Annotated in this window: 23 protein-coding genes; 11 read left to right on the forward strand and 12 right to left on the reverse strand. The window is 66.0% G+C overall.

Going from position 1 to position 21,704, the window contains the following annotated elements; all coding sequences use genetic code 11:
* Nucleotides 1-20: 20 nt before the first annotated feature.
* From ispF to phoU, 3 genes are all read right to left on the reverse strand, one after another.
* Nucleotides 21-485: a 2-C-methyl-D-erythritol 2,4-cyclodiphosphate synthase gene (gene ispF / locus TFU_RS14475; protein WP_011293329.1), complete on the reverse strand. Its 465-nt coding sequence runs from the start codon at nt 483-485 to the stop codon at nt 21-23.
* A 38-nt stretch (nt 486-523) separates the two neighbouring features.
* The gene (locus tag TFU_RS14480) at nt 524-1,006 is read right to left on the reverse strand and encodes a CarD family transcriptional regulator (RefSeq protein ID WP_011293330.1); all 483 of its coding nucleotides are present in this window, start codon (nt 1,004-1,006) and stop codon (nt 524-526) included.
* A gap of 595 nt (nt 1,007-1,601) precedes the next feature.
* Complete coding sequence (gene phoU / locus TFU_RS14485; protein ID WP_016189365.1) at nt 1,602-2,264, reverse strand: phosphate signaling complex protein PhoU; 663 nt, start codon at nt 2,262-2,264, stop codon at nt 1,602-1,604.
* A gap of 123 nt (nt 2,265-2,387) precedes the next feature.
* Here phoU and TFU_RS14490 point away from each other — a divergent pair, with 123 nt between their 5' ends.
* Nucleotides 2,388-3,566 (forward strand): sensor histidine kinase, encoded by a 1,179-nt coding sequence (locus TFU_RS14490; protein ID WP_016189366.1) that lies wholly within the window; start codon nt 2,388-2,390, stop codon nt 3,564-3,566.
* Nucleotides 3,563-4,255 carry a response regulator transcription factor gene (locus tag TFU_RS14495; protein ID WP_011293333.1) on the forward strand — a complete coding sequence of 231 codons (693 nt, stop codon included), beginning with the start codon at nt 3,563-3,565 and terminating at the stop codon, nt 4,253-4,255. Before TFU_RS14490 ends, TFU_RS14495 begins: the two co-directional genes overlap by 4 nt.
* Before the next feature lie 82 nt (nt 4,256-4,337).
* Here TFU_RS14495 and TFU_RS14500 read toward each other — a convergent pair whose 3' ends face one another.
* From TFU_RS14500 to mshA, 3 genes are all read right to left on the reverse strand, one after another.
* Entirely contained in the window at nt 4,338-5,081 is a 744-nt protein-coding gene (locus TFU_RS14500; protein ID WP_011293334.1) for a phosphoglyceromutase, read from the reverse strand.
* Nucleotides 5,082-5,157: 76 nt separating this feature from the next.
* On the reverse strand, nt 5,158-5,679 hold the full coding sequence (locus TFU_RS14505) for a YbjN domain-containing protein (RefSeq protein WP_011293335.1): 522 nt from the start codon (nt 5,677-5,679) through the stop codon (nt 5,158-5,160).
* 76 nt (nt 5,680-5,755) lie between these two features.
* Nucleotides 5,756-7,060, reverse strand: coding sequence for a D-inositol-3-phosphate glycosyltransferase (gene mshA / locus TFU_RS14510; protein ID WP_011293336.1), 1,305 nt, complete (start codon nt 7,058-7,060; stop codon nt 5,756-5,758).
* Between the two features lie 710 nt (nt 7,061-7,770).
* Between mshA and TFU_RS14515 the strand changes: the two genes are divergently transcribed.
* The 5 genes from TFU_RS14515 to TFU_RS14535 all read left to right on the forward strand — a co-directional run bounded on the left by TFU_RS14515 (nt 7,771) and on the right by TFU_RS14535 (nt 12,064).
* On the forward strand, nt 7,771-9,750 hold the full coding sequence (locus TFU_RS14515) for an N-acetylmuramoyl-L-alanine amidase (RefSeq protein ID WP_011293337.1): 1,980 nt from the start codon (nt 7,771-7,773) through the stop codon (nt 9,748-9,750).
* Nucleotides 9,751-9,846: 96 nt separating this feature from the next.
* On the forward strand, nt 9,847-10,089 hold the full coding sequence (locus TFU_RS14520) for a hypothetical protein (protein ID WP_011293338.1): 243 nt from the start codon (nt 9,847-9,849) through the stop codon (nt 10,087-10,089).
* 238 nt (nt 10,090-10,327) lie between these two features.
* Entirely contained in the window at nt 10,328-10,714 is a 387-nt protein-coding gene (locus TFU_RS14525) for a BlaI/MecI/CopY family transcriptional regulator (protein WP_016189369.1), read from the forward strand.
* 4 nt (nt 10,715-10,718) lie between these two features.
* Nucleotides 10,719-11,663 carry a M56 family metallopeptidase gene (locus TFU_RS14530; protein WP_011293340.1) on the forward strand — a complete coding sequence of 315 codons (945 nt, stop codon included), beginning with the start codon at nt 10,719-10,721 and terminating at the stop codon, nt 11,661-11,663.
* 86 nt (nt 11,664-11,749) lie between these two features.
* A complete protein-coding gene (locus tag TFU_RS14535; RefSeq protein ID WP_011293341.1) occupies nt 11,750-12,064 on the forward strand; it encodes a DUF2516 family protein in 315 nt (104 codons plus the stop codon).
* Nucleotides 12,065-12,069: 5 nt separating this feature from the next.
* On the opposite strand, the gene TFU_RS14540 is transcribed toward TFU_RS14535, so the two are convergent.
* Both TFU_RS14540 and TFU_RS14545 read right to left on the reverse strand, forming a co-directional pair.
* A complete protein-coding gene (locus tag TFU_RS14540; RefSeq protein ID WP_011293342.1) occupies nt 12,070-13,029 on the reverse strand; it encodes a neutral zinc metallopeptidase in 960 nt (319 codons plus the stop codon).
* Between the two features lie 11 nt (nt 13,030-13,040).
* Nucleotides 13,041-13,898 carry a neutral zinc metallopeptidase gene (locus TFU_RS14545; protein ID WP_016189371.1) on the reverse strand — a complete coding sequence of 286 codons (858 nt, stop codon included), beginning with the start codon at nt 13,896-13,898 and terminating at the stop codon, nt 13,041-13,043.
* Nucleotides 13,899-14,169: 271 nt separating this feature from the next.
* On the opposite strand from TFU_RS14545, the gene TFU_RS14550 reads away from it, so the two are divergent.
* The 3 genes from TFU_RS14550 to TFU_RS14560 all read left to right on the forward strand — a co-directional run bounded on the left by TFU_RS14550 (nt 14,170) and on the right by TFU_RS14560 (nt 18,006).
* Nucleotides 14,170-15,915 carry a DUF2207 domain-containing protein gene (locus tag TFU_RS14550; RefSeq protein WP_011293344.1) on the forward strand — a complete coding sequence of 582 codons (1,746 nt, stop codon included), beginning with the start codon at nt 14,170-14,172 and terminating at the stop codon, nt 15,913-15,915.
* 13 nt (nt 15,916-15,928) lie between these two features.
* On the forward strand, nt 15,929-16,354 hold the full coding sequence (gene dtd, locus TFU_RS14555; protein WP_011293345.1) for a D-aminoacyl-tRNA deacylase: 426 nt from the start codon (nt 15,929-15,931) through the stop codon (nt 16,352-16,354).
* A gap of 176 nt (nt 16,355-16,530) precedes the next feature.
* A complete protein-coding gene (locus TFU_RS14560; RefSeq protein WP_011293346.1) occupies nt 16,531-18,006 on the forward strand; it encodes an endo-1,4-beta-xylanase in 1,476 nt (491 codons plus the stop codon).
* Nucleotides 18,007-18,128: 122 nt separating this feature from the next.
* Here the strand turns inward: TFU_RS14560 and TFU_RS14565 are convergent, their stop codons facing one another.
* From TFU_RS14565 to TFU_RS14575, 3 genes are all read right to left on the reverse strand, one after another.
* Nucleotides 18,129-18,491, reverse strand: a complete 363-nt coding sequence (locus TFU_RS14565; protein WP_011293347.1) for a DsrE family protein — start codon at nt 18,489-18,491, stop codon at nt 18,129-18,131.
* A gap of 242 nt (nt 18,492-18,733) precedes the next feature.
* Nucleotides 18,734-19,096 (reverse strand): hypothetical protein, encoded by a 363-nt coding sequence (locus tag TFU_RS14570; protein ID WP_011293348.1) that lies wholly within the window; start codon nt 19,094-19,096, stop codon nt 18,734-18,736.
* 203 nt (nt 19,097-19,299) lie between these two features.
* Nucleotides 19,300-19,803 carry a hypothetical protein gene (locus TFU_RS14575; protein ID WP_016189374.1) on the reverse strand — a complete coding sequence of 168 codons (504 nt, stop codon included), beginning with the start codon at nt 19,801-19,803 and terminating at the stop codon, nt 19,300-19,302.
* Nucleotides 19,804-20,128: 325 nt separating this feature from the next.
* On the opposite strand from TFU_RS14575, the gene TFU_RS14580 reads away from it, so the two are divergent.
* Nucleotides 20,129-20,614 (forward strand): hypothetical protein, encoded by a 486-nt coding sequence (locus TFU_RS14580; RefSeq protein ID WP_011293350.1) that lies wholly within the window; start codon nt 20,129-20,131, stop codon nt 20,612-20,614.
* Nucleotides 20,615-20,687: 73 nt separating this feature from the next.
* On the opposite strand, the gene TFU_RS14585 is transcribed toward TFU_RS14580, so the two are convergent.
* A complete protein-coding gene (locus tag TFU_RS14585; protein WP_011293351.1) occupies nt 20,688-21,629 on the reverse strand; it encodes a glycine betaine ABC transporter substrate-binding protein in 942 nt (313 codons plus the stop codon).
* Nucleotides 21,630-21,704 lie beyond the last annotated feature (75 nt).

The following is a 21,704-nucleotide window of genomic DNA, read 5'->3' on the forward strand; positions in this document are numbered from 1 at the left end:
GACCGCCGTGGAAAAGAGAGTCAGCGCACGCGCACGCACAATGCAGTAGCGACCGCCGCAATCCCTTCGCCGCGACCGGTGAAACCCAGGCCGTCGGTTGTGGTCGCAGCACAGGACACGGGCGCGCCTACCGCGGCGCTGAGCACTTTCTCTGCCTCGTGCCTGCGCGGCGCGAACTTCGGCCGGTTGCCGATGATCTGGATGGCGATATTGCCGATCTCATAACCGGCCGCACGAACACGTTGGGCGGCCTCGGTCAGCAGCGCCACTCCGGACGCCCCGCGCCAGCGGGGGTCGGAGGTGCCGAACTGCGAACCGAGGTCGCCCAGAGCACACGCCGAGAAGAGGGCATCGCAGGCGGCATGAGCCGCGACGTCACCGTCGGAATGCCCGCTCAGCCCCACCTCGTCAGGCCATTCGAGACCGGCGAGGAAAAGCGGACGTCCCGTTTGGAAAGGGTGAACGTCTGTTCCGACGCCCACCATCGGCAATTCACGAATCACATCTGTGTTTCTTGTGTTCGTTAACCGGCGAGAACCTCGTCGAGAAGAGCCTCGGCTTTATCCTCATTCGTCTTCTCGGCGAGCGCCAGTTCACTCACCAGAATCTGTCGGGCTTTCGCGAGCATGCGCTTTTCTCCGGCGGAAAGACCGCGCTCCTTATCACGCCGCCAGAGGTCCCGAACGACTTCTGCAACCTTGTTGACGTCGCCGGAGGCCAGCTTTTCGAGGTTTGCCTTGTAGCGCCGAGACCAGTTCGTGGGCTCCTCGGTGTGCGGCGCGCGCAACACCTCGAAAACCCGATCTAGACCTTCTTGACCAACCACGTCGCGGACGCCGACTTCCTCGGCATTGTCCGCGGGAACACGTACCGTAAGATCACCTTTGTCGACCTTCAGAACGAGGTAAGTCTTTTCCTCGCCCTTAATGGTCCGTGTTTCGATAGCCTCGATTCGAGCAGCCCCATGATGGGGGTAGACAACAGTGTCGCCGACCTTGAAAGTCATGTGACAAGTACCCCTTCCGCTACTACCAGGATACCACGAACTCGTCCCTTAACGCACCTATCGGATTTATGAATACGCAGGTCAAAGCCGCAATCACCGGCTTGACAAAGCAAGCTTGAGTAGCTGTCGAAGCATCGGAAAAACTCACGGGACACTCACCAGAGTCCGCTTCTCCTGATAGCGGTGGGAAACCCCCATTCTACCCGCGACCCCCCAAGTCGGCCATGGGTACGCCCAAGACAGGGCCATAGTCCTCCTACGATCCCGTCATCCCCTGTCCAGAAGTCCTTGCGAGGCACGGACCTCCCGAACAATTCGGGAGCAGAACCCCGGCCGCCCCACACGACATGGGCGAGCCCGGCCCTCTCGCGGCCGAACTCGCCCACTCCCCGTAGCAAAAAACCAGTAAAAATCCCGGCAACTCGCGGCGGGACGAGGTGGCACAGCCCATCTCCCGAGCCAGCCCTGCTCGGTCCCCCTGCTCCTGGCTCCGAAACATCCCGTCGCGGAGGAGCCGCGGTACTTCCCACCCCGGTCCGCTCCTGTTGCCGCCAGCCGACACCCATCACCCCGCTTCAGGGTCGGCGCAGCACGATCAGCCTTCCCCGTAGGAGTCCTTGGGCCGTTCCCCCGTCACCAGGTAGACGAGGTTGTCGGCAACGTGGACGGCGTGGTCCCCGAAACGCTCGTAGAACCGGCCTGCCAGGGTGACGTCCATCGTGGCTTCCACCCCGTACTCCCACTTCGACGACAGGATGCGCTCCAGCAGCTTGCGGCGGAGCCGGTCCATGCGGTCGTCGTCCTTGTCCAGTTCCCGGGCGGTCTCCACGTCCCGGTTCGCGACGACCTCCCCCGCTTTGATCACCAGCATCTCCGCCTGGTGGCCCATCTCCAGGACGATCGAGCGCAGCTCGGCCGGGATCGCCGAATCGGGGTACCTGCGCCGGGCGATCTTGGCGATGTGCACCGCGTGGTCCCCCATCCGCTCCAAGTCACCAGACATGTGGAGGGCGGTGATAATAGTGCGGAGGTCCTGCGCCACGGGCTGCTGCCGTGCCATGAGCGCCATGGCGCTGCTTTCGATCTCGTCGTTGAGGGTGTTGAGTTTTTCATCCCCCGAGATGACCTCTTGGGCCGCGTCGAGGTCGGCGTCCAGCAGTGCGGTGGTGGCGCGCGCAATCGCGTGCCGGGCCAGCCGGGTCATCTCGATCAGCCGGTCAGAGAGAGCGTCCAGCTCCTCGTGATAGGTGTCGCGCATGTCCTCAATCGTTCCAAGGGGTCTGTGAATCACCGAGGAATCCCCGGTGAACTCTTGAAAAAACTCCGCTCTACCAGCCCACCTTCCGGGTAGCGGCCCGTTCTGTCCGCTTACGATCGAATTGTGGAAGGGGAGCTGCTGGCCGCGATCGCGGGACTTGTAGGGCTCGTGACAGGAGTCGCGGCCGGTCTAGCGTTCCGCATCAGCGAGTCAAGCCATAGCCATACCCCCGATCCGGCCCCGCAATCGAGCCTCCCTCCCGGGATCGCCGAAGTACTTGCCGCACTGCCCTCGTCGGCAGTCGTCCTGGACTCCACCGACCGGGTGCTGCGCGCCAGTTCTGCGGCCCGGGCCTACCGGCTCGTCAGCGGTGACGAACTCGTCATCGGGGAACTGCTCGCTCTGGCCCGACAGGTCCGCAGAGACGGGGTGATCCGCGAAACCGAGATCGAAGTGTCTGTGCGCAGGTTCGGCCCTGACTCCACCACTTTTGCGGTCCGGGTCGCCCCGCTCGGCGCAACCGGGTTGATCCTGGTCCTGGCCGAAGACCAGACCGAGCGCCGCCGCGTGGAAGCGGTGCGCCGCGACTTCGTCGCCAACATCAGCCACGAACTCAAAACCCCGGTCGGCGCACTCTCCCTCCTCGCGGAGACGATCAACGACGCCAGCGACGACCCGGACGCTGTGCGTCGCTTCGCTTCCCGGATGAAACACGAGGCGGACCGGTTGACCAGCCTCATCCAGGACTTGATCACCCTCTCCCGCATCCAGGGAGCCGAACCCCTCTCCGAACCCGTCGAAGTCGCGGTGGATACCGTGGTGGAAGAGTCACTGGATGCGGTGCGTACCGCCGCCGACACAAAAAACATCGAACTGGTCTCCGGTGGCGCCGAAGGCGTCACCGTCATGGGTGACGAGGGCCTGCTGATCACCGCGCTGCGCAACCTGGTCGCCAACGCCGTCGCCTACAGCCCGGCGAACACCCGCGTCGCGGTGACGGTGCGGACCACCGACACCACGGTGGAGATCAGTGTCGCTGACCAAGGAATCGGCATTCCCCCACAAGACCTGGAACGCATTTTCGAGCGCTTCTACCGAGTGGATGCGGCTCGAAGTCGGGCCACCGGAGGTACCGGCCTTGGCCTGGCCATTGTGAAACACATCATGACCCTGCATCGCGGGGAAGTGACAGTGTGGAGCAAAGAGGGCGAGGGGTCGACGTTCACCTTGCGTCTCCCCCGGTCCGAGACCCCGGAGCCGCCAGGCTCCACTGCCACAAGTGATCAGGAGGCAGCACAGTGACGCGTGTACTCGTCGTTGAAGACGAGGAATCCTACAGCGATGCCCTGTCGTACCTGCTTCGCAAGGAAGGCTTCGAGGTCGCCGTTGCCCCGACTGGAACGAGTGCTCTAGAGATCTTCGACCGTACCGGTGCTGATCTCGTCCTTCTCGACCTGATGCTGCCGGGCCTGTCCGGTACCGAGGTGTGCCGCACCCTGCGACAGAAGTCTAACGTCCCGGTGATCATGCTCACCGCCAAAGACAGCGAGATCGACAAAGTCGTCGGTCTCGAACTGGGTGCAGACGACTATGTGACCAAGCCCTTCTCGTCGCGGGAGCTGGTGGCCCGGATCCGCGCGGTGCTGCGCCGCCGCACCGCGGACGACACGGTGCTGCCCAGCGTCCTGGAAGCCGGGCCGGTCCGCATGGACGTGGAGCGCCACGTGGTGACGGTGCGCGGGGAAAACGTGCAGCTTCCTCTCAAAGAGTTCGAGCTGCTGGAAGTCCTGCTCCGCAACGCCGGCCGGGTGCTGACCCGTCCGCAACTGATCGACCGGGTCTGGGGGGCCGACTACGTGGGGGACACCAAAACCCTCGACGTCCACATCAAGCGGCTGCGCGCCAAGATCGAAACCGATCCCAGCAAACCGCAGCACATCATCACGGTCCGGGGCTTGGGCTACAAGTTCGAGCCCGAACCGGCTACGTGACTGCCGCTGCGAGCAGTTCCAGCACGCGCAAGGCGGCCGGGTCCACGGGGGCTCCGGCCGCCTTCGCGTCCACTGCTCCGGACTACTTGCCCTGGTTCTTGACCGCTTCGATGGCCTCTTTGGCCGCCTCGGGGTCCAGGTACTCGCCGCCCGTCTTCCGCGGAGTGAAGTCGTCGTTGAGCTCGTACACCAGCGGGATACCGGTGGGGATGTTGAGCCCGGCGATGCTCTTGTCGTCGATGTTGTCCAGGTGCTTGACCAGGGCGCGCAGCGAGTTGCCGTGCGCCGCGACCAGCACGGTGCGTCCCGCAGCCAGGTCGGGGATGATCGCGTCGTACCAGTAGGGCAGCATCCGCCGCACGACGTCTGCCAGGCATTCGGTGCGCGGCATCAGCTCGGGGGGCAGGGTGGCGTAACGCGGGTCGTTGTGCTGCGAGAACTCGCTGTCTTCGGCGAGCGGCGGCGGAGGCGTGTCGTAGGAACGCCGCCAGATCATGAACTGCTCGTCACCGAATTCGGCGCGGGTCTGCGCCTTGTTCTTTCCTTGGAGGGCGCCGTAGTGGCGTTCGTTGAGCCGCCAGGAGCGCTTGACCGGAATCCAGTGCAGTCCGGCCTCCTCAAGCGCGATGTTGGCGGTGCGGATGGCCCGCTTCAGCAGGGAGGTGTGGACCACATCGGGGCGGATTCCCGCCTCGGCCAGCAGCCTGCCCCCGCGGCGGGCTTCCTCTTCGCCTTTCGGGGACAGGTCCACGTCCACCCAGCCGGTGAACAGCCCTTCAGCGTTCCACACGCTTTCGCCGTGGCGCAGCAGAACCAGAGTCGACATGTGTCTCAGCCTAGCGACTCGCCCTGGCCGCCCACGGCGGAGGGCAGCGAATGGTCTACGCCAATTTTCCTAGGTTTCACCGGGCGCACCCGTCGTCAGAGCCCTGCTCCACCAGGTGGCGGAAGGCTTTCAGGTTGCGGCGGCTCACGCCGCGTTTGGTGCGCCATTCCCACTCCTTGCGGATCGCCGTGGCGAACCCGCGTTCCAGCGCCGGGTTGAAGTTCTCATCAGAGTAAGAGAGGAGGCACCCCAGCAGCCGGTCCACTTCCTGCGGGGTGATCCCGGCCAGCGGCAGCCGCCCGGTGATGTACACGTCGCCCACGTCGTCGGCGGTGAAGGCCATGCCGTACATGTCGGAGTTGCGCCGCATCAGGTAGCGGTAGAACTCGCCTTCGTTCTCGTCTGGCCGCCGGCAGAAGAAGCTCTTGATCAGCAGACTGTGTCTGCCAATGTTCAGCCACACCAGAGTCTTGAGCTTGCGCTCGCCCGGCAGGGTGACCAGGAAGGCGTCGGGCCGGGGCCGTTCGTACTCCAGTTCCGCTTCTTTGAGCGCTTGTTCGATCGCCTCGGCCGCGTCGACCTGTTCCTGTGTGGGCATACGGTCCTCTCTCGGTCGTGTCGTCCTGGGTGGGCTGTTCTCGTCGCCGTCCTCGCCTTCAGCGCACCGGCGGGGGTCACCGGCACGGCACGGTGAGTCGGCACTGGTGGAGGGCGTCGCGGTAGGCCGCCAGCAGCCCGTCCACGGTCGACTCCCAGCTCAGCCCGGAGGCGTGGTGGATGCCCGCGGCTCCCATGCGTTCCCGCCAACGGGGTTCGGTGATCATCCGGTGCAGCACGTTGGCGTAGTCGTGGGGGTCGTGCCCGTCGATGAGCACTCCGGAGACGCCGTCGCGCACCGCGGTGGGCAGGCCGCCGACGCGGGCCGCGACCACGGGAGTGCCGCAGGCTTGAGACTCCACTGCTACCAGACCGAAGGACTCCGAGTGGGAGGGCACCACGGTCACGGTGGCTGCCCGGTAGTAGTGGACGAGCTCCGCCCGTGGGCAGGGCGGTTCCAGGCGGACCAGGTCAGCGATGCCCAGGGAGTCCGCCAAGTCGGACAGCAGCCAGGGCTCCCGGTAGCCGGTTCCGGACTGGCCGCCGACTACTGCGACAACGAGGCGGTCACGCAGGCTGGGGTTGAGCTCCAGGAGGCGGGCAGCGGCGCGTAGCAGCACGTCGGGGGCTTTGAGCCGCTGCACTCTGCCGACGAACAGCAGCAGGATGGTGTCCTCGGGCAGGCCGAGACGGCGCAGCGATTCGGCGCGCGACCCGGGGGTGAAGGTCGTAAGGTCGACCCCTGGGAACACGGTGGAGACGCGCGAGGGGGAGGCGCCGTAGTAGTTGATGAGCTGGGCTGCCTCGTCGTCAGTGTTGGCGATGAGCCGGTCGGCGAGGGCGACCAGGGCGTCTTCTCCGCGTACTCGTTCCTCAGGCTCGGGGGTGTCGCCTTCGGCGAGGGACATGTTCTTCACCCGGGCCATGGTGTGCATGGAGTGCACGAGCGGCACGCCCCATTCCCGGGCGACGGGCCATCCGGCCTGGCCGGAGAGCCAGTAGTGGGTGTGGACTAGGTCGTAGCTGCCGCCGAGGTGCTCTGCTTCGGCGCGCAGCATGCCGTGCACGAACGGGCACAGGTAGTTGATCAGGGCAGTTTTGTCGAGTGTGCCGTAGGGGCCCGCCGCGATGTTGCGGACGGTGACCCCGGGCGCCAGTTCGACCTCGGGAGGCTGTTCGAAGGAGGTCGCCCGGGTGAAGATGTCGACGGCGATCCCGCGCTCCGCCAGCCGCTTGGCTACCTCGACGATGTAGACGTTCATCCCACCGGCGTCGCCGGTTCCGGGCTGGTCGAGGGGTGAGGTGTGCAGGCTGATGGCGGCGATCCTGCCGGGCTGCACCGTCTGGCTCTGAGCCTCCGTACCCGGAGTCTGTGACGCCACTCGGTTCCCCGTCCCTTCCGGTCCTCTGCGGTTGTACTGCTGCTGACCTCAAGGTCAACATTCGCCCAAGGGCGCAGTGTTCCCATCTTGACCACGAGGTCAGTGGGCACCGGCACTCGGGGTGGGGATTGCCTGGGCCTGGTTCTGCGAAAGGTCAGGCCTTCTTGACCTTCCCCTTACCTGTCTGGGCAAAGGCCCGACACACCCGCCCACCGAATACGACAAAACTCACATACGTCACACCCGGCACAGCATTTCGGACAGTAGCGGAGACTCTACTTACGGTCTCCTTACTGTCGCATGGCATCCCTGGTGCCGGCGCCTGCGCCTGCACAGCACCGTCCGCCCAGCGGAGGCCTCCCTGCTCAGAGCAGGGCCAGGGCTGGAGGCGCAGAGCCTGCAGCCGCACTTCTTTGCGCCGCATGCCCGGCAGCACCGGGAATCCCGGGGATCCACCGCCCGTAGGAAGCAAAGACGCTTTCCTGTCGCGCAGCCGACAAAAACCGCTTAATACGACATCGCCACGCTTTCCCGACAGCTTCCCGAATTCGACTATTGCCGTTTTCTTTCCCGATGGACCGAGGAAATTGCGGCCACCCCTTTTTACGGAACGTAGTGACCGCTTTTCTTCAACTGGTTATCAAGTCCCCCTTGTCGCGGAACAACCAGTAACAGCCCTGGTCAAAGCCTGTTTTCCGCTTGGAGGACACATGCCCAAACCCGAGCGATTTGTGTCCAGGTCCGACCTCGGGTGGGGACCTTCCAACGCCTCATACGCCAACCCGAAACTGGGCTTAGTCATCCACTACGACGGCTCCAACCAAAACCTCGCCGCCAAAGACCACAGCGCCTGTATCAACTACTGGAAAAACACTCGATCATTCCACACCGGCCCAGCGCGCGGCTGGGCAGACATCGGCTACTGCGTAGACGAAGAGACCGAAATTCTCACCACAGACGGCTGGAAGACATTCCGGGAAACCGCCCCAGGGGACCTCGCGCTCACCCTGAACCACAGCACCGGGCTCGCGGAATGGCAGCCGATCCTCGACGTCTACGTGTTTCCCGCGCAACCGCGGACCATGATCCGCATGGAGGGGCGCACCCATTCCTCACTCACCACCCCGCAGCACCGCTGGCCCGTGGAACGCGCCACCCGCACCACGGCGGCGTCTGAGGAAACCCGCCGGGAACGCACGTGGGCCACGACCGAAACCCTGACCGACGGGGACCGCATCCCCCAGGCAGCCCCGTGCCGGGACCTCCCTACCGAACCCAAATGGTCAGATGCTCTCGTCGAGCTCGTAGCGTGGCTTTGGCTCGGCGACCACGCCACCCGCAGCCGCCACTCCGCCACCCTCGCCCTCTCCCAGAGGGACGGGCTCGGAGCAGCCCGGATCCGAGCAGCACTGCACTCCCTGTTCGGTCCCCCTGCACCGCAGCCTTCCCGAGGCGGCCGGAGGCCTTGGTGGCGAGAGCGCCTCACCCGGTCCTGCGTGGAATTCCACTTGTCCCCGGGGGCGAGCCGGATGCTGCTCGAACACATCCCCGACGGGGCAGTGAGCTTCGGTTTCCTGCGCTCCCTGACTCGGGCTCAGCTCAACCTCTTCATCGACACTTCTGTGCGCGCGTGCCGCGCCCACGGCACGACCACGGCCTCCCGCACCGCTCTCGTCCACCGGGACCGGCGGCGGGCCGAAGCCTTCCAATTCGCCGCCATCCTGGCGGGATACCCGGCATCGCTGCGCCACCGCACCCTGCCCGGCCCCGCCCCCGCCGACGTGTGGCTCGTGCACCTCGACACGGCCCAGGACTTCGCCCCCAAAGCTGCGACACCGGGCCTCACCATCGCCGAAGAACCGTATACGGGGCGTGTGTGGTGCGTCCGCACCCCGAACGCCACCTGGCTGGCCCGGCGCGCCGGAACTGTCTACTTCACGGGCAACAGCTTCGGAGCATGCCCGCACGGCTACGTGTTCGAAGGCCGCGGACTGTACAAATCCCAGGCCGCCCAGCCGGGCGGCAACGCGACCTACTACTCGGTGACGCTCATGTGCGGGCCCTCCGACACGATCACCGACGCCCAGATCAACGCGGTCCGGCAGCTCCGCGAATGGCTCATGGAACCGGCGATGTCCATCGCCGGGACGGTCAAAGGCCACCGCGACTTCATCAGCACGTCCTGTCCCGGTGACACGCTCTACCGGATGGTCCGGGACGGGGTCTTCAGTAAGCCAGCACGCTGGGGAACCACCGACACCGAGGAGGACGAGGTGCCGCACTACCTCAACATCGCGCAGACCAAGGAGGTCGTCGTCCCACCCAAGCAATACGTCTCACTGCGCTGGGACACCGTGTGGACGGACACTGCCAAGACCGCGCACAAGGACGGCCTCGCCGTCATCTCCAAGCCCTGCGATCTCAACGGTGCGCTCTGGCTGGATATTGAAGGATTGGCGGAAGGCGAAGACGTCCAAGTGCACATGGCCGACTGGGAACGGGCGACCAAGAAGTACTCGCTGCACCCGATCGCAGAAGGCATCGGCACTGAAGGCCGGTCGTTCCCCGTGTTCCCGGTCGTCAACCGTCTCGGCTCCGGACGCACCATGGACTTGCGCGTCTACAACGTCGGGGAACAGCCCTTCACTATTCGGCGCGCCACGTTCAAAGGACACGTCTGGCTGCGCTGAGCCGCCCTGCTTCGCTCCTGCACCGCCTAAGTCTGCTCCCCGACCCCTCCCCTTGCCCGCACCTTCGTTGTCAGCCCGTCGGCCGGGAGGTCGTCCATGCTCACATCCATCGTCCGCACCACCGTGCCGTTGATCGTCGGGGCCCTCACCACCTTCGCTGCCACCCATCTCGGGATCAAGCTGCCGGAGGAAGTACTCACCGAGCTCGTCACCGTGGTCGTCGCCGGGATCTACTACACGGTGGCCCGCTTCCTGGAAGAGCGGGTCTCGCCCGCTTTCGGCCGCATCCTGCTCGGCTTGGGCCTGCGCGGCACCCCTAAGTACGAGGCGAAGCCGTAGCTCTTGCGGACCTTCTTGGAGGAAGCGCCCCGTCACCGCCCCGGGGCGCTTCCGTTTCATGCGCTCTGGACCAGTCCGCTAGCGTCCCGGCGCAGGGCGCTCTGCGCCACCAGGTTCGACCCCACGGCCCCGCGTCTCGTCACCGATTGCGCTCCAGGCCATGGCGTGCAGTGCCTGCCGGAGAGCGGAACCCTTCCCTCCTACACGGTGTAGTACTACCAACAGTAAACTGACTTCTATGAAGACCAGGCTCGGCGACCTTGAACGCGCGGTGATGGATGTACTGTGGGAACAAACCGAGCCCATGACGGTTCGGGAAGTAGGTCGTGCTCTTGCAGACCGCGACCTCGCCCACACCACGGTCATGACCGTGCTTGACCGGCTCGCCAAAAAAGGAGTCGTACGTCGGCACCGCGACGGACGTGCGTGGCGGTATCGCCCGGCAGCCAGCCGAGAGACCTACATCTCGGAGCTGATGCTTGACGCGCTCGGCCAGACTGGTGACCGCGATGCCGCTTTGGCGGCCTTCGTCCGCTCGATGAGCGGGCAGGAAGCCGAAGTGCTCCGCCGCCTCCTCTTGGAGAACCACGGGGAGCACGGGGAGAGCGACAGATCAAGGATGTAGCTGAATGGTCGTTGCCGCACTGCTCACGTTGATCGCAGGCGGCTGCCTTCTCGCCGCCCACCACCTGCTGCGTGCCCAGTGGCCTTCCCGAGGCCCGCATGTCGCTGTGGTCGCCTGGCAGGCGCTGGGGCTGGCGTGGGGGATATCCACCATTGGCGCCCTGCTAGCGTTCGGCCTCGCCCCCTACGGGCAGGGAATTCTTCTCGGTCTGGCCGCCCTCGCCGAGGATGCTGCCGCGAACGGCCTCCAACTGGGGGTTCTGGCTGAGGGGCACTTCGCTGCAACCCGCGTGGCAGCAATCGTCGCCGCGGTCGGCCTGACCACCGTGCTCCTCTGGGGGCTGGCGGTCTCCTTCATCCAGGTCGTGCGGACCCGCCGCCGCCATCGGGCACTTCTCGCCCTGGTCGCCCGCGACCACCCGGAGATTCCCGGGGCGCGGGTGCTCGACCATCCCGCAGCGGCGGCCTACTGCCTGCCCGGCGTGCTGAACCCGCAGATCGTCATCAGCGCGGGAGCCCTGGAAGTACTGGACCGCCGAGAGCTTGCCGCAGTCCTCGCCCACGAGCACGCCCACCTGCGGCAACGCCACGACCTTGTCCTCCTCCCGTTTTCTTCGCTGAAACGCGCCTTCCCGAAGATCCGGCTGATGGAACGCTGCTACAACGCGGTGGCGCTCCTCATCGAAATGTGCGCGGACGACCATGCCCGCCGCTACCACTCGCCCCGCGAGCTGGCGACGGCATTGGTGCGGTTCGGCGCGGCAGGCAAGGCGGCAATCCCCCTCGGCGCCATGGCGGTGGTGCCCAACGAGAACCAGCCCGAGGTGTTGGCGCGGGTTTCCCGGCTGTTGAACCCGGTGAAACTGTCCCGCAGGGCCACGGCGGCGGTGTTGAGCGGGTCGGCTTCCCTCATGGCGGTGACCCTAACACTGTGGCATCTGCCTCTGTAACAGGCCGTGCTGTCCGGGCACGTTTCGCGGCCGTCGTACGTTTACTCTGAAGGCAAGGTTCTTCGAAGCAGAGGTCGGGTGCTCGCGTGTACGCCATTGGCTTTTTCGATCTGCTGTTCCAGGTCTTCCATCTGGCGATCTTCGTGGTGTCGCTGTACGCGCTGATCGAGGCGGCCCGCACCCCCGCACCTGCGTTCCCCGCGATGGACAAGCAGACCAAAGGGCTGTGGGTGGGTCTGCTCAGTGCGAGCACACTGGTCTCGCTGGCCGCGGTAGCGGGCATGTTCGTGTTCCTGACGATCCTGGCGCTGGCCGTTTCCCTCATCTTCCTGATCGACGTGCGGCCCGCGGTCCGGCAGATCGGCCGCTCCGGCAGCGACGGCCCCTACGGTCCCTGGTAATCCGCCTATTCGAGCAGGCTCTCGTCGGCTGTCCACGTGTTGCAGGAGCCGGGGGTCTGGTGGCTGAGCCCTCGCTCCAGCCAGAGCGCGCTGTTGTGTGCAGACCCGTGGGTGCGTTCCGCGGCGCTGCTGCCCTCCCGGTCCGCAGTGTTCGCGGCGTCTTCGAGAAGCGTCTCGTATTCGCTGTCCCCGATGGGATAGGTGACCTGCACTGATCCGAGGAAGACCCCGGCCAGACAGTTGGCTTGCAGTTCGCTGCGGCGGGTCCAGAAGCTCTGCTGGGCGGGGTCGCTTTCTTGACGGCGCTGCTCGTGGTAGTACTCCAGGATCCCCGCTTCTCCCTGCACGTGGTGCCCGTACTCGTGGGCGAGGAGCGAGGCGTAGACGACGCTCTCCGGGCTGTACTTCCATTTAGCCGCGATGTCCCGCACCCCCAGGTAGATGCTCTTGTTCGCTCTGCAGTAAAAGCCGCCCGCGGCTGACGGGTAGTCGCGGCACGGGCTGCTGCCGGGTTTCCGCCAGAAGACCCGTTCCGGGGGTTCGAAGTCCAGTCCGGCTTTCGCGAACTGGACCGTCCACGCCTGGTCGAGGCAGTCGGTGAGCGTGTGCAGGAAGTGCTCCATGGAGTCGGCGTCGTGGACGTCAAGCTCCGGGGCGGGGCAGGGCGGGGAGGCCAGCCGCCCAGTGGCGTAGAGCGGGTTCTGGAAGAGCACGCTCTCTTCAGGGAACTCTGTGAGCAGGCTGCTGTCGGGCCTTGGACGGGTGTCATCGGGGGCGTCCTGCGGTTCCGGTTCGGCGGCGTCGTGATCTGGCCGCAGCACGTCGAACGCCCCGGTGCTGTGGCCCAGCAGGAGCGCCAAGGCGAGGACCGCCGCCCCCACCGCGGCGAAGGGGCCCCAGGCGCGGTTGTGGCTCTCCGCGGTCTGCCTGTCTTCCCACTCCCCGTCCCAGCGTGACTCGTCCACCGGCTTCCTGGTCAGTCGACCAGTTCCTCCCTCGCCTCCCACGTGTTGCATGCGGCGGGGTCTTTGCGGTCCATGCCGTGCTTGGTCCACAGTTGACCGTTGTCAGGACTGCCGTGGGTGTGGATATCCCCCCGGTCAGCGCGAAGCGCGACGTCCCGCAGCACCTCTTCGCGTTCCGTTGTGCCCACGGGAAAACTGTTCTCTACCGCGCCGAGGAACACCCCGCTCAGACAGTTGGCTTGGAGCTCGCTGCGCCGGCTCCACGCGTCGCGGTTCTCTTTGCCGTCGCTGCCGCTCCGCATCGCCTGGTACTGGGTGAGGATGCCGGTCTCCCCCTGCACGTGGTGGCCGTACTCGTGGCCGAGCAGGAACGTGTACGCCACGGCCTGGTCGCTGTGTCCGGAATCGGCCACGATGTCTTCCACCCCGAGGTACAGTCCTTTATTTGCGTGGCAGTAGAACGCGGACGTCCCCTCCGCGGGATAGGTCCCGCACGGGCTCTGCCCCGAGGTGTACCAATAGATCCGGTTGGGGGGTTCGAACTCTAGTCCTGCGGCGCTCAGGTGGGTGCCCCACGCTTCATCAAGGCAGTCGGTGACCTCGTGGAGGAAGTTCTCCACGGATTCCGGGTCGGCAGGGTCGAGCTCCGGGGCAGGGCAGGTCACCGGCCGCAGCTCCCCGCTCAAGTAGAGCGGGTTGGTGGTCAGGATGTCCCGGGCCAGAGCTCCCTCAGGGGGCGCGGGACCGGAGTCGGCGGGCGGGGGCGCGGTGCCCGCCAGCGGCCTGGTGCCCGACTCCAGGAAGGAGGCCACGAGCACGAAACCTGCCAAGGCGACGGACGCCAAGCCCATGAACAGGGAGATCGACACCCCGATCCCCAGGGGGCGTGGCCCGGCGCGTGCTGTGTAGGCAGGCAGCAGGTACTCGCTGCCGAAATTCCGTTTCCTGGCTGGTGCCGCTGTGCTGTTCCGTCCTCGCACCCGCTTGTTCCCCACTGTCGGCCCGTCTTAGGTCACTTTTTGATTATGCAAGGACGAATAGGGCGATACTTCTGCCCGGCCATCTTTCTCGCAGATCCGCTGGACGCGCTCGATAGGCTCACCGTGTGTGGTGTGCGGGGAAGAACAGGTGAGGTAGACGATGAGGGGAACGGCTCTGCTCAGCCTCGCTGCCGTGGTGTCGACGGGGGCGCTGCTCGGGGGCCCGGTCCCAGCATCGGCTCCTCACGACCCGCAGACCCACACCATCCAGCAAGGGGAGCCTGCTGCCGGGCAGATCGTCAACACGATCTCGCTGCGGTTGGACGAGCAGGGGATTCTGCACGCGCAGGAACGCATCACGTTCGGCGGGGAGAGTCCCGCCGAGTTCACTCGGACTTTCCTGCTGCAGGAGCCCTACGACACCGACCACGACCGGCGGTACGAGATCAGCGGGTTGAGTGCGCACACCGGGGCAGGCGACCCGGTCGAGGTCACCGTCACTGAAGACGACACCACCATGGATGCGGTGCTCGCCACCGGGGGCGCCTCCGTCGTCATCCTCGACTATCAGGTGCTCGGCACGGTCAGCGAGGTCGGCGACCGGTTGGAGCTGGAGTGGACCGCGATCGGCGGCTACAGCGAGTTCGTGGAAGAAACGACGGTGGTGGTGGACGCGCCCAGCCCGCCGCAGGCGCTGTCGTGCGCGGCCGGGGAGCCGCTCAGTTCCATCTACTGCACGTCGTCGGATATGGGCGGCCCTCAAGCGCTCGTCGCCCGTTTCCTCCAAACCGACCTGGAGCCGGGCCAGACGTTCGACATCGTGGTGAGCTATCCGCAGGGCACCGCGGAGAGCACGTTGATCCTGTCCCGCTCCTGGTCGCTCACCTCAGCGTTCGCGATCACCCCGGTGACCGCGGGGGTGTTCGGGCTGCTGCTCGTGGTGCTGGTCGGCGGCCTGGTGCTGCTGATCTGGGTCCGTGGCCGAGACGAGCGGGCGCTGCGGTCGGAGGCGCGGAAAGCCGACCACGCCCCCGTAGAGCCGGGGGTGGGCGGCAGCCTGCAGTTCCATCCCCCGGACAACGTCCACCCCGGGCAGATCGGCACGCTGATCGACGAGCAGGCAGACGTCGTGGACATCACTGCGACCGTGGTGGATTTAGCGGTGCGCGGCTATCTGCGGATCGAGGAGCTGCCGCATGAACGCTACGCCTCGGTGGACTGGCTGCTCACCCGGACCGGTCAGCGCGGTGAGGAGACGCTGCTGCCGTATGAGCGCCTTCTATTGGACGCGCTGTTCCCGAAGGGCCCGCAGACCCGGCTCTCCGAGCTGGGCGAGGAGTTCGCCCAGCAGTTAGCTGACGTGCGCGAGGAACTGTACCGGGACATGGTGCGGTTGAAGTGGTTTGCGCGCCGCCCCAATCGGGAGCGCAACCAGTGGACGACAGTGGGCATCTTCCTGGCACTGCTGGGCGTAGTGGTCACCGTGATGCTGGCGATCTTCACGAACGCGGCGTTCACCGGGCTTGCGCTGGTCATCGCGGGGGCCGCGGTGACGGTCGGCGCCCAGTACGTGCCCGCGAAGACCAAACTGGGCAGCGCTGTGTTCGCGCACGTCGTGGGGTTCCGCGCGTACCTGCTGCGGGCCCAGGTGGACGATATTCCGCCGGATCGGCGCGTCCACGTGTTCTCCCGCTACCTGCCGTACGCGATCATCTTCGACAACGTGGAACAGTGGGCGCGGATTTTGGCGGCTGCCGGAGCAGAAGAGGCATCCGGTCAGGGACTGTCCTGGTATCGCGGGCCGGCAGACTGGGGTCTGGAGGATTTTGCCGACTCCATCAAGGTGTTCACGCTGACCCTGTCCGGGGTCATCTCCAACACTCGGCAGTTCCGGACCCTGATCTGAGAGGAGCAGTGTCATGCGCGCGGTCGTGCAGCGGGTCAGCCATGCCTCGGTGACGGTCGACGGGAAGGTTGTGGGGGCGATTGACGAGCCAGGTCTGCTGGCGCTGGTAGGGGTGACCCACACGGACGGGCCTGCCGAGGCTGCCAAGCTGGCGCGGAAGCTGTGGACGCTGCGGATTTTGGAGGACGAGAAGTCGTGTTCTGACGTGGGCGCGCCGCTGTTGGTGGTCAGCCAGTTCACGTTGTACGGCGACGCCCGCAAAGGGCGCCGTCCCACGTGGCACGCTGCGGCACCGGGACCGGTGGCGGAGCCTCTGGTGGACCAGGTCGTCGAAGAGTTGCGTGCTTTGGGCGCCCGAGTGGAGACGGGTGTGTTCGGTGCGCGGATGTCGGTGGCGTTGACCAACGAGGGCCCGTTCACTGTCCTGCTCGAGGTTTGAGTAACGGCTGTCCGTATGGGTTTTATAAAGACGATCTTCCACTCCGATACGTAACGTGTTAGATTTGTCACCGGTCGCACGTGGGAGCGCTCCCGAACGTGCGGTCTGACCGACAGGCTGAGGGGGCACGTCGGTCGCGCCACAAAAGAACATCCGTCGCGCGAAAGGAAAAGTCGATGACGGAAACCCGTCACCGTCCTTCGCGGCGAGCCAGACGCTCGCTCAGCCTCCTCCTCACCTCGGCGCTGACTGCCGCCGGCCTGCTGGTCACGGCCGCCCCGGCACAGGCCGAGTCGACCCTGCGGGAACTGGCTGCCCAGAACGGCGGCCGCCACTTCGGTACGGCTATCGCCTACAGCCCGCTCAACAGTGACGCCCAGTACCGCAACATCGCGGCTACCCAGTTCAGCGCCATCACCCACGAAAACGAGATGAAGTGGGAGTCGCTGGAGCCGCAGCGGGGCCAGTACAACTGGAGCCAGGCCGACAACATCATCAACTTCGCCAAGGCCAACAACCAGATTGTGCGCGGCCACACCCTGGTCTGGCACAGCCAGCTGCCGTCCTGGCTGAACAACGGCGGCTTCTCCGGCAGCCAGCTCCGGTCCATCATGGAGAACCACATCGAGGTGGTGGCCGGACGCTACCGGGGTGACGTCTACGCCTGGGACGTGGTCAACGAAGCGTTCAACGAGGACGGTACGCTCCGCGACTCGATCTGGTACCGCGGCATGGGTCGCGACTACATCGCCCACGCGTTCCGCAAGGCGCACGAGGTCGACCCCGACGCCAAGCTGTACATCAACGACTACAACATCGAAGGCATCAACGCTAAGAGCAACGGCCTCTACAACCTGGTGGTCGACCTGCTCCGCGACGGTGTGCCGATCCACGGTATCGGTATCCAGTCCCACCTGATCGTCGGCCAGGTGCCGTCCACGTTCCAGCAGAACATCCAGCGGTTCGCTGACCTCGGCCTGGACGTGGCCATCACCGAGCTGGACATCCGCATGCAGATGCCGGCCGACCAGTACAAGCTCCAGCAGCAGGCCCGCGACTACGAGGCCGTGGTCAACGCCTGCCTCGCGGTGACCCGCTGCATCGGTATCACCGTCTGGGGTATCGACGACGAGCGCTCCTGGGTGCCCTACACCTTCCCGGGTGAAGGTGCTCCGCTGCTCTACGACGGCCAGTACAACCGCAAGCCCGCCTGGTACGCGGTCTACGAGGCTCTCGGCGGCGACTCCTCCGGCGGCGGTCCGGGTGAGCCGGGCGGTCCTGGCGGTCCGGGTGAGCCGGGCGGTCCTGGCGGTCCGGGTGAACCGGGCGGCCCCGGTGACGGCACCTGCGCGGTGAACTACACCGTGGTCAATGACTGGGGTCACGGTATGCAGGGGGCGATCACCGTCTCCAACACCGGATCCTCGCCCATCAACAACTGGACCCTGCAGTTCAGCTTCTCGGGTGTGAACATCTCCAACGGCTGGAACGGCGAGTGGAGCCAGAGCGGCTCGCAGATCACCGTCCGCGCTCCTGCCTGGAACTCCACGCTCCAGCCGGGCCAGAGCGTGGAACTGGGCTTCGTTGCTGACAAGACCGGCAACGTCTCCCCGCCCTCCCAGTTCACCCTCAACGGAGCCACCTGCTCCTGACCCGGACCCACGTTGAGGTGAACCACACCGGGGCCGCCCCAAGGGCGGCCCCGGCCTCTCTCCACAGCTCCTGTCTCGAGTGGCACCCGGTACCACGCCGCTCGGGAGAGGAGCACACCTTTTTAATAGACCAGGGCTTGGGCTCCCTCTGCCATGACTTCTTCCACAAAAGTGGGAGCGCCCGCGATCCGCACGCCCTCGATCAGGTCCTCTTCGGTCAGCGAACGCCGCGCCGCACACTGGCTGCACACGGTGACCTGGCCGCTTGAAAGCACGACGTCGAGCAGCTCGTTGAGCGGCGTCGCGTGCGGCAAAGAGAACTGTTCAGCTCGCCCGGGAACCGCTAGCCAACTCGCCTCCCCCGTCAGCCACAGCGACACCCGCACCCCGCTCGCCACCGCCGCTGCCGCGACCGTGAACGCCTGGTTGCAGCGTTCCGGAGCGTCCTCGCCGGCGGTCGCCTTGATCACCAACACGCGTTCCATGCCGTCAGCGTAACGTCCGTCCCCGACCGGGTTCCGCGCTTCGTCGAGAACGCCACGATTCCTCCCGGATGCCTGGCGCAGCCCGGCATCCGCGAACCTGCAGCGTGCGGGGAAAGAGGGGTCCTTGGGGAGGGGAGCCGGGGCGCGGGCCACACCCGCTGGGGCGCCCGCAGGGGCGCTCTCCGGCTCCCGATGCCAGGCCGGTGATGCCTCTTTGAACCGACGGGGTACGCCGCCCAGGCTCAGGAACGTGCCGTGGAGTTCTTGTGCGGCCACGGCAGGATACGTCCCGCTTCCTCCAGGCGGTAAATGAAGTCCCAGTCCATCTTCTCGTTCGGGTCCCCCCGGAACTGGACGCCGCCGGGAGCGTGCGGGTCACCCATGCCCAGGGCCGTGAAGACGAGATCCCGCAGTTTCGGCTGCATCTGCCGCAGCCCTGCGTCGATCAGCTCGGCGTACGTGGATGATTCGCGAATGGTGAGGAGTGTCCCGTACCGGTGCCGGGTCAACAAGAAAGGTACGTGCGGTGGGAGTGGGCTGTAGGTGAGCGACAGTCGCGGCGTTCGAGGTCCGGCCCGGGAGCGGCTGTGGGATGGCTGCGGCATTGTGATCCCTCGTGAACACGGTGCGGACACGGCGGCCGCCCAAGGAGTTCAGGGTTTCCGCGTGCTCCTCCCGATCCCCAGCGGCCACCACACGACGTTGTGTCACTATTCTTGCACTACCCCGCAACGATATGCGAGGAAAGTTTCCTTACCTTACCGGACCTGCTCTTCCGCTCACCTCCGCGGTGATCTGTCCGCAGCATTCACCGGGCTGCGCGGTTGCGGCTCATCCGTTTTCGCTTCTCCCGGTGGACGACGAGGAGCGCCTGGGTCCGCGCACTCTCCAAAGCCTGCTCCACAAGCGCACGCGCCTCCTCCTCCGGCATGTCCGCGGTCGTCGCCTGCAAGTCGACGTAGATGCGCTGCAACAGCTCCTCGTTGCCGATCAGATAGCGCCGCGTCTCCGTGCCCTGGTCCTCGTCCCGCACCACCGAGATGAGGTCGTTGACCTCCTCAGGCAGCCCGCCCGCAGCCATCCGCTCAATCGACCCACGCGTCCACCCCAGCTTGAACTCCAGCTTGGCGCACACGTCCCTGCTGTACTTGGTCCTCCGGCCGCGCTCCACGTCCTGCAGCAGCCGCAAGGGAATCTTCGGGGTCTGCTGGGCGAACTCGAGCTGACCACACCCCAGCTCTTCGCGCCGGGCGCGCACCGCCGCCGCGATAGCAGTTGCGTGGTCACCGAAGTCAATGCTGAGGCGGGCCATGGCCTGTCCGTCTCCTCCACGTCGGGCACTCGTCATGCCGGTCATTCCCGCCGACCTCTGCTCCCAATACCTGTCCTTGGCCTTCCCATGGAACTCCTTCAGCTTCGGAGCGGAAAGCGGCCATGAGCACGCCGCTGAGGTGAGGATTCGGCACCTAACGGACGCCAGGGAACGATATGGTTCCTTCAGCGATAGTCATCGCTTCTCTCCCGCGACAGATGCCCCACTCACCATGGGTGGCTTCGGTTGACAGCTCCACGCCGGTCACTGGGACGGCGGGTTCTCCCGTGGCTCGTCGCGAGATCCAGACAACTGTGAAAGAGGCATGTCCGTGACCCAGAAGGTTCGCCTCACCTGCCCCTTGGTGCACAAATACGTCGAACTGTGGGGCGGAGCGGCCGTGGTAGCGCTCGGCGGGGTCATCATCGCGCTTGATCCGTCCCACTGGGCCAGTGTGGTGCTAGGCGTGCTCACCATCGGCGCCGGTCTGGCCCTGGTCTGGCACGGCCTGCGCGCCCAAACCCCGGTCTTGGAGATCGACGGCCAGGAGTTCTGCTACATACGCGGCCGCTACGTGGTGCGCATCCCGTTCTCGGAGATCGGTTCCTACTATCTGCTTCCTGGCCGTATCCGGTCGCTGGGCCTGTGCGACCCCACGGGACGGCCCAAGATCTTCCCGTCGGTGGAAGGCCGTCGGGCCGGCCGCCCGTACCTGCCGCTCACCGCCGCGACCTCACCGGCCAAAGTGGAAGCGTTCATGAACACCGCGGGCATCCCGCCCCGGGACCGGTCGATCACCGCGGGCGCCTAAACGCCTGCCCAGCCGCCCCGGTGGGGTCATCCCTGTACTGGGACAACCCCACCGCCGGTGTCGGCGCGCCGGATCAGAAGGAGAGGTCCTTCGCCGCGTCACCCAGGGTGCGCTCGAGGAACTCGGGGTTGGCGGTCAGCCACTCGCGGGCCCCCGCCTCCGGGTCGTCCTCGTGGTCAGCGAGCACGGCCTGTTCCAAGGAGCTCAACTCTTCGTCGCTGAGCTCGAAGTTGCGGAGCCACTCGGCGAGCTCGGGGAAGTCCTCGCTGAAGCCCTTGCGGCCCACAGCGTGGATCTCCTCCGCGCCGCCCATCGCGCCTTCAGGGTCCTCCAGGTCCTTCAGGTCGTACTGGGCGTAGGCGATGTGCGGCCGCCACAAGGTGACCACGATCGGCTCCTCGTCGGAGATCGCCGAGTCCAGCTCGGCGAGCATCGCCGCGGTCGAGGACTCGATCAGCTCGTAGTCGTCCAGGCCGTAGGTGGGGATCGCCTCTTCCTTAGTGGTACGCACCAGGCCCGACCCGGATTCGATACCGACGATCCGGCCGCCGAACAGGTCGGCGTGGTCGGCCAGGTCGGCGATGGAGTCCACCTCGTCCACATACGAGGGGACGGTGAGGGTCAGCACCGCGTTGTCGTACCAGGCGCCGAGGTCCTCCACCTGCTCGCCGTACTCCTCCCAGTAGTCGCCGTGGGTGAGAGGAAGCCACGTGTCCAGGAACATGTCGATGTCGCCGTTGGCCACCCCCTGGTACATGGGCGCCACGTCGACCTCGGTGATCGTCACCTCGTAGTCGAGTTCTTCGAGGATCACCTTCCACATGTGGGTGGTAGCGATGGCTTCTTCCCACGGGATGAGGGCGATCTCAATCTGTTTGCCGTCGTGCCCCGAAGCTTCGTCTCCGCCCGCCAGGCCGCTACCCCCGTCTCCTCCGCAGGCAGTGGCCAGCAGGACCAATGAAGTAAGTCCAGCAGCAACCGTGGCGAAGCGCCGGGTGCGCTTGGTGGGTTTCACGTCGTGGTTCCCTTCTACTCGTGCTGCACGCTTCCGTGCGGGAAGGAAGCGTGGGCCGCCGCGCGTTCGGGAGCG

This window comes from Thermobifida fusca YX, from assembly GCF_000012405.1.
Classification (GTDB): domain Bacteria; phylum Actinomycetota; class Actinomycetes; order Streptosporangiales; family Streptosporangiaceae; genus Thermobifida; species Thermobifida fusca.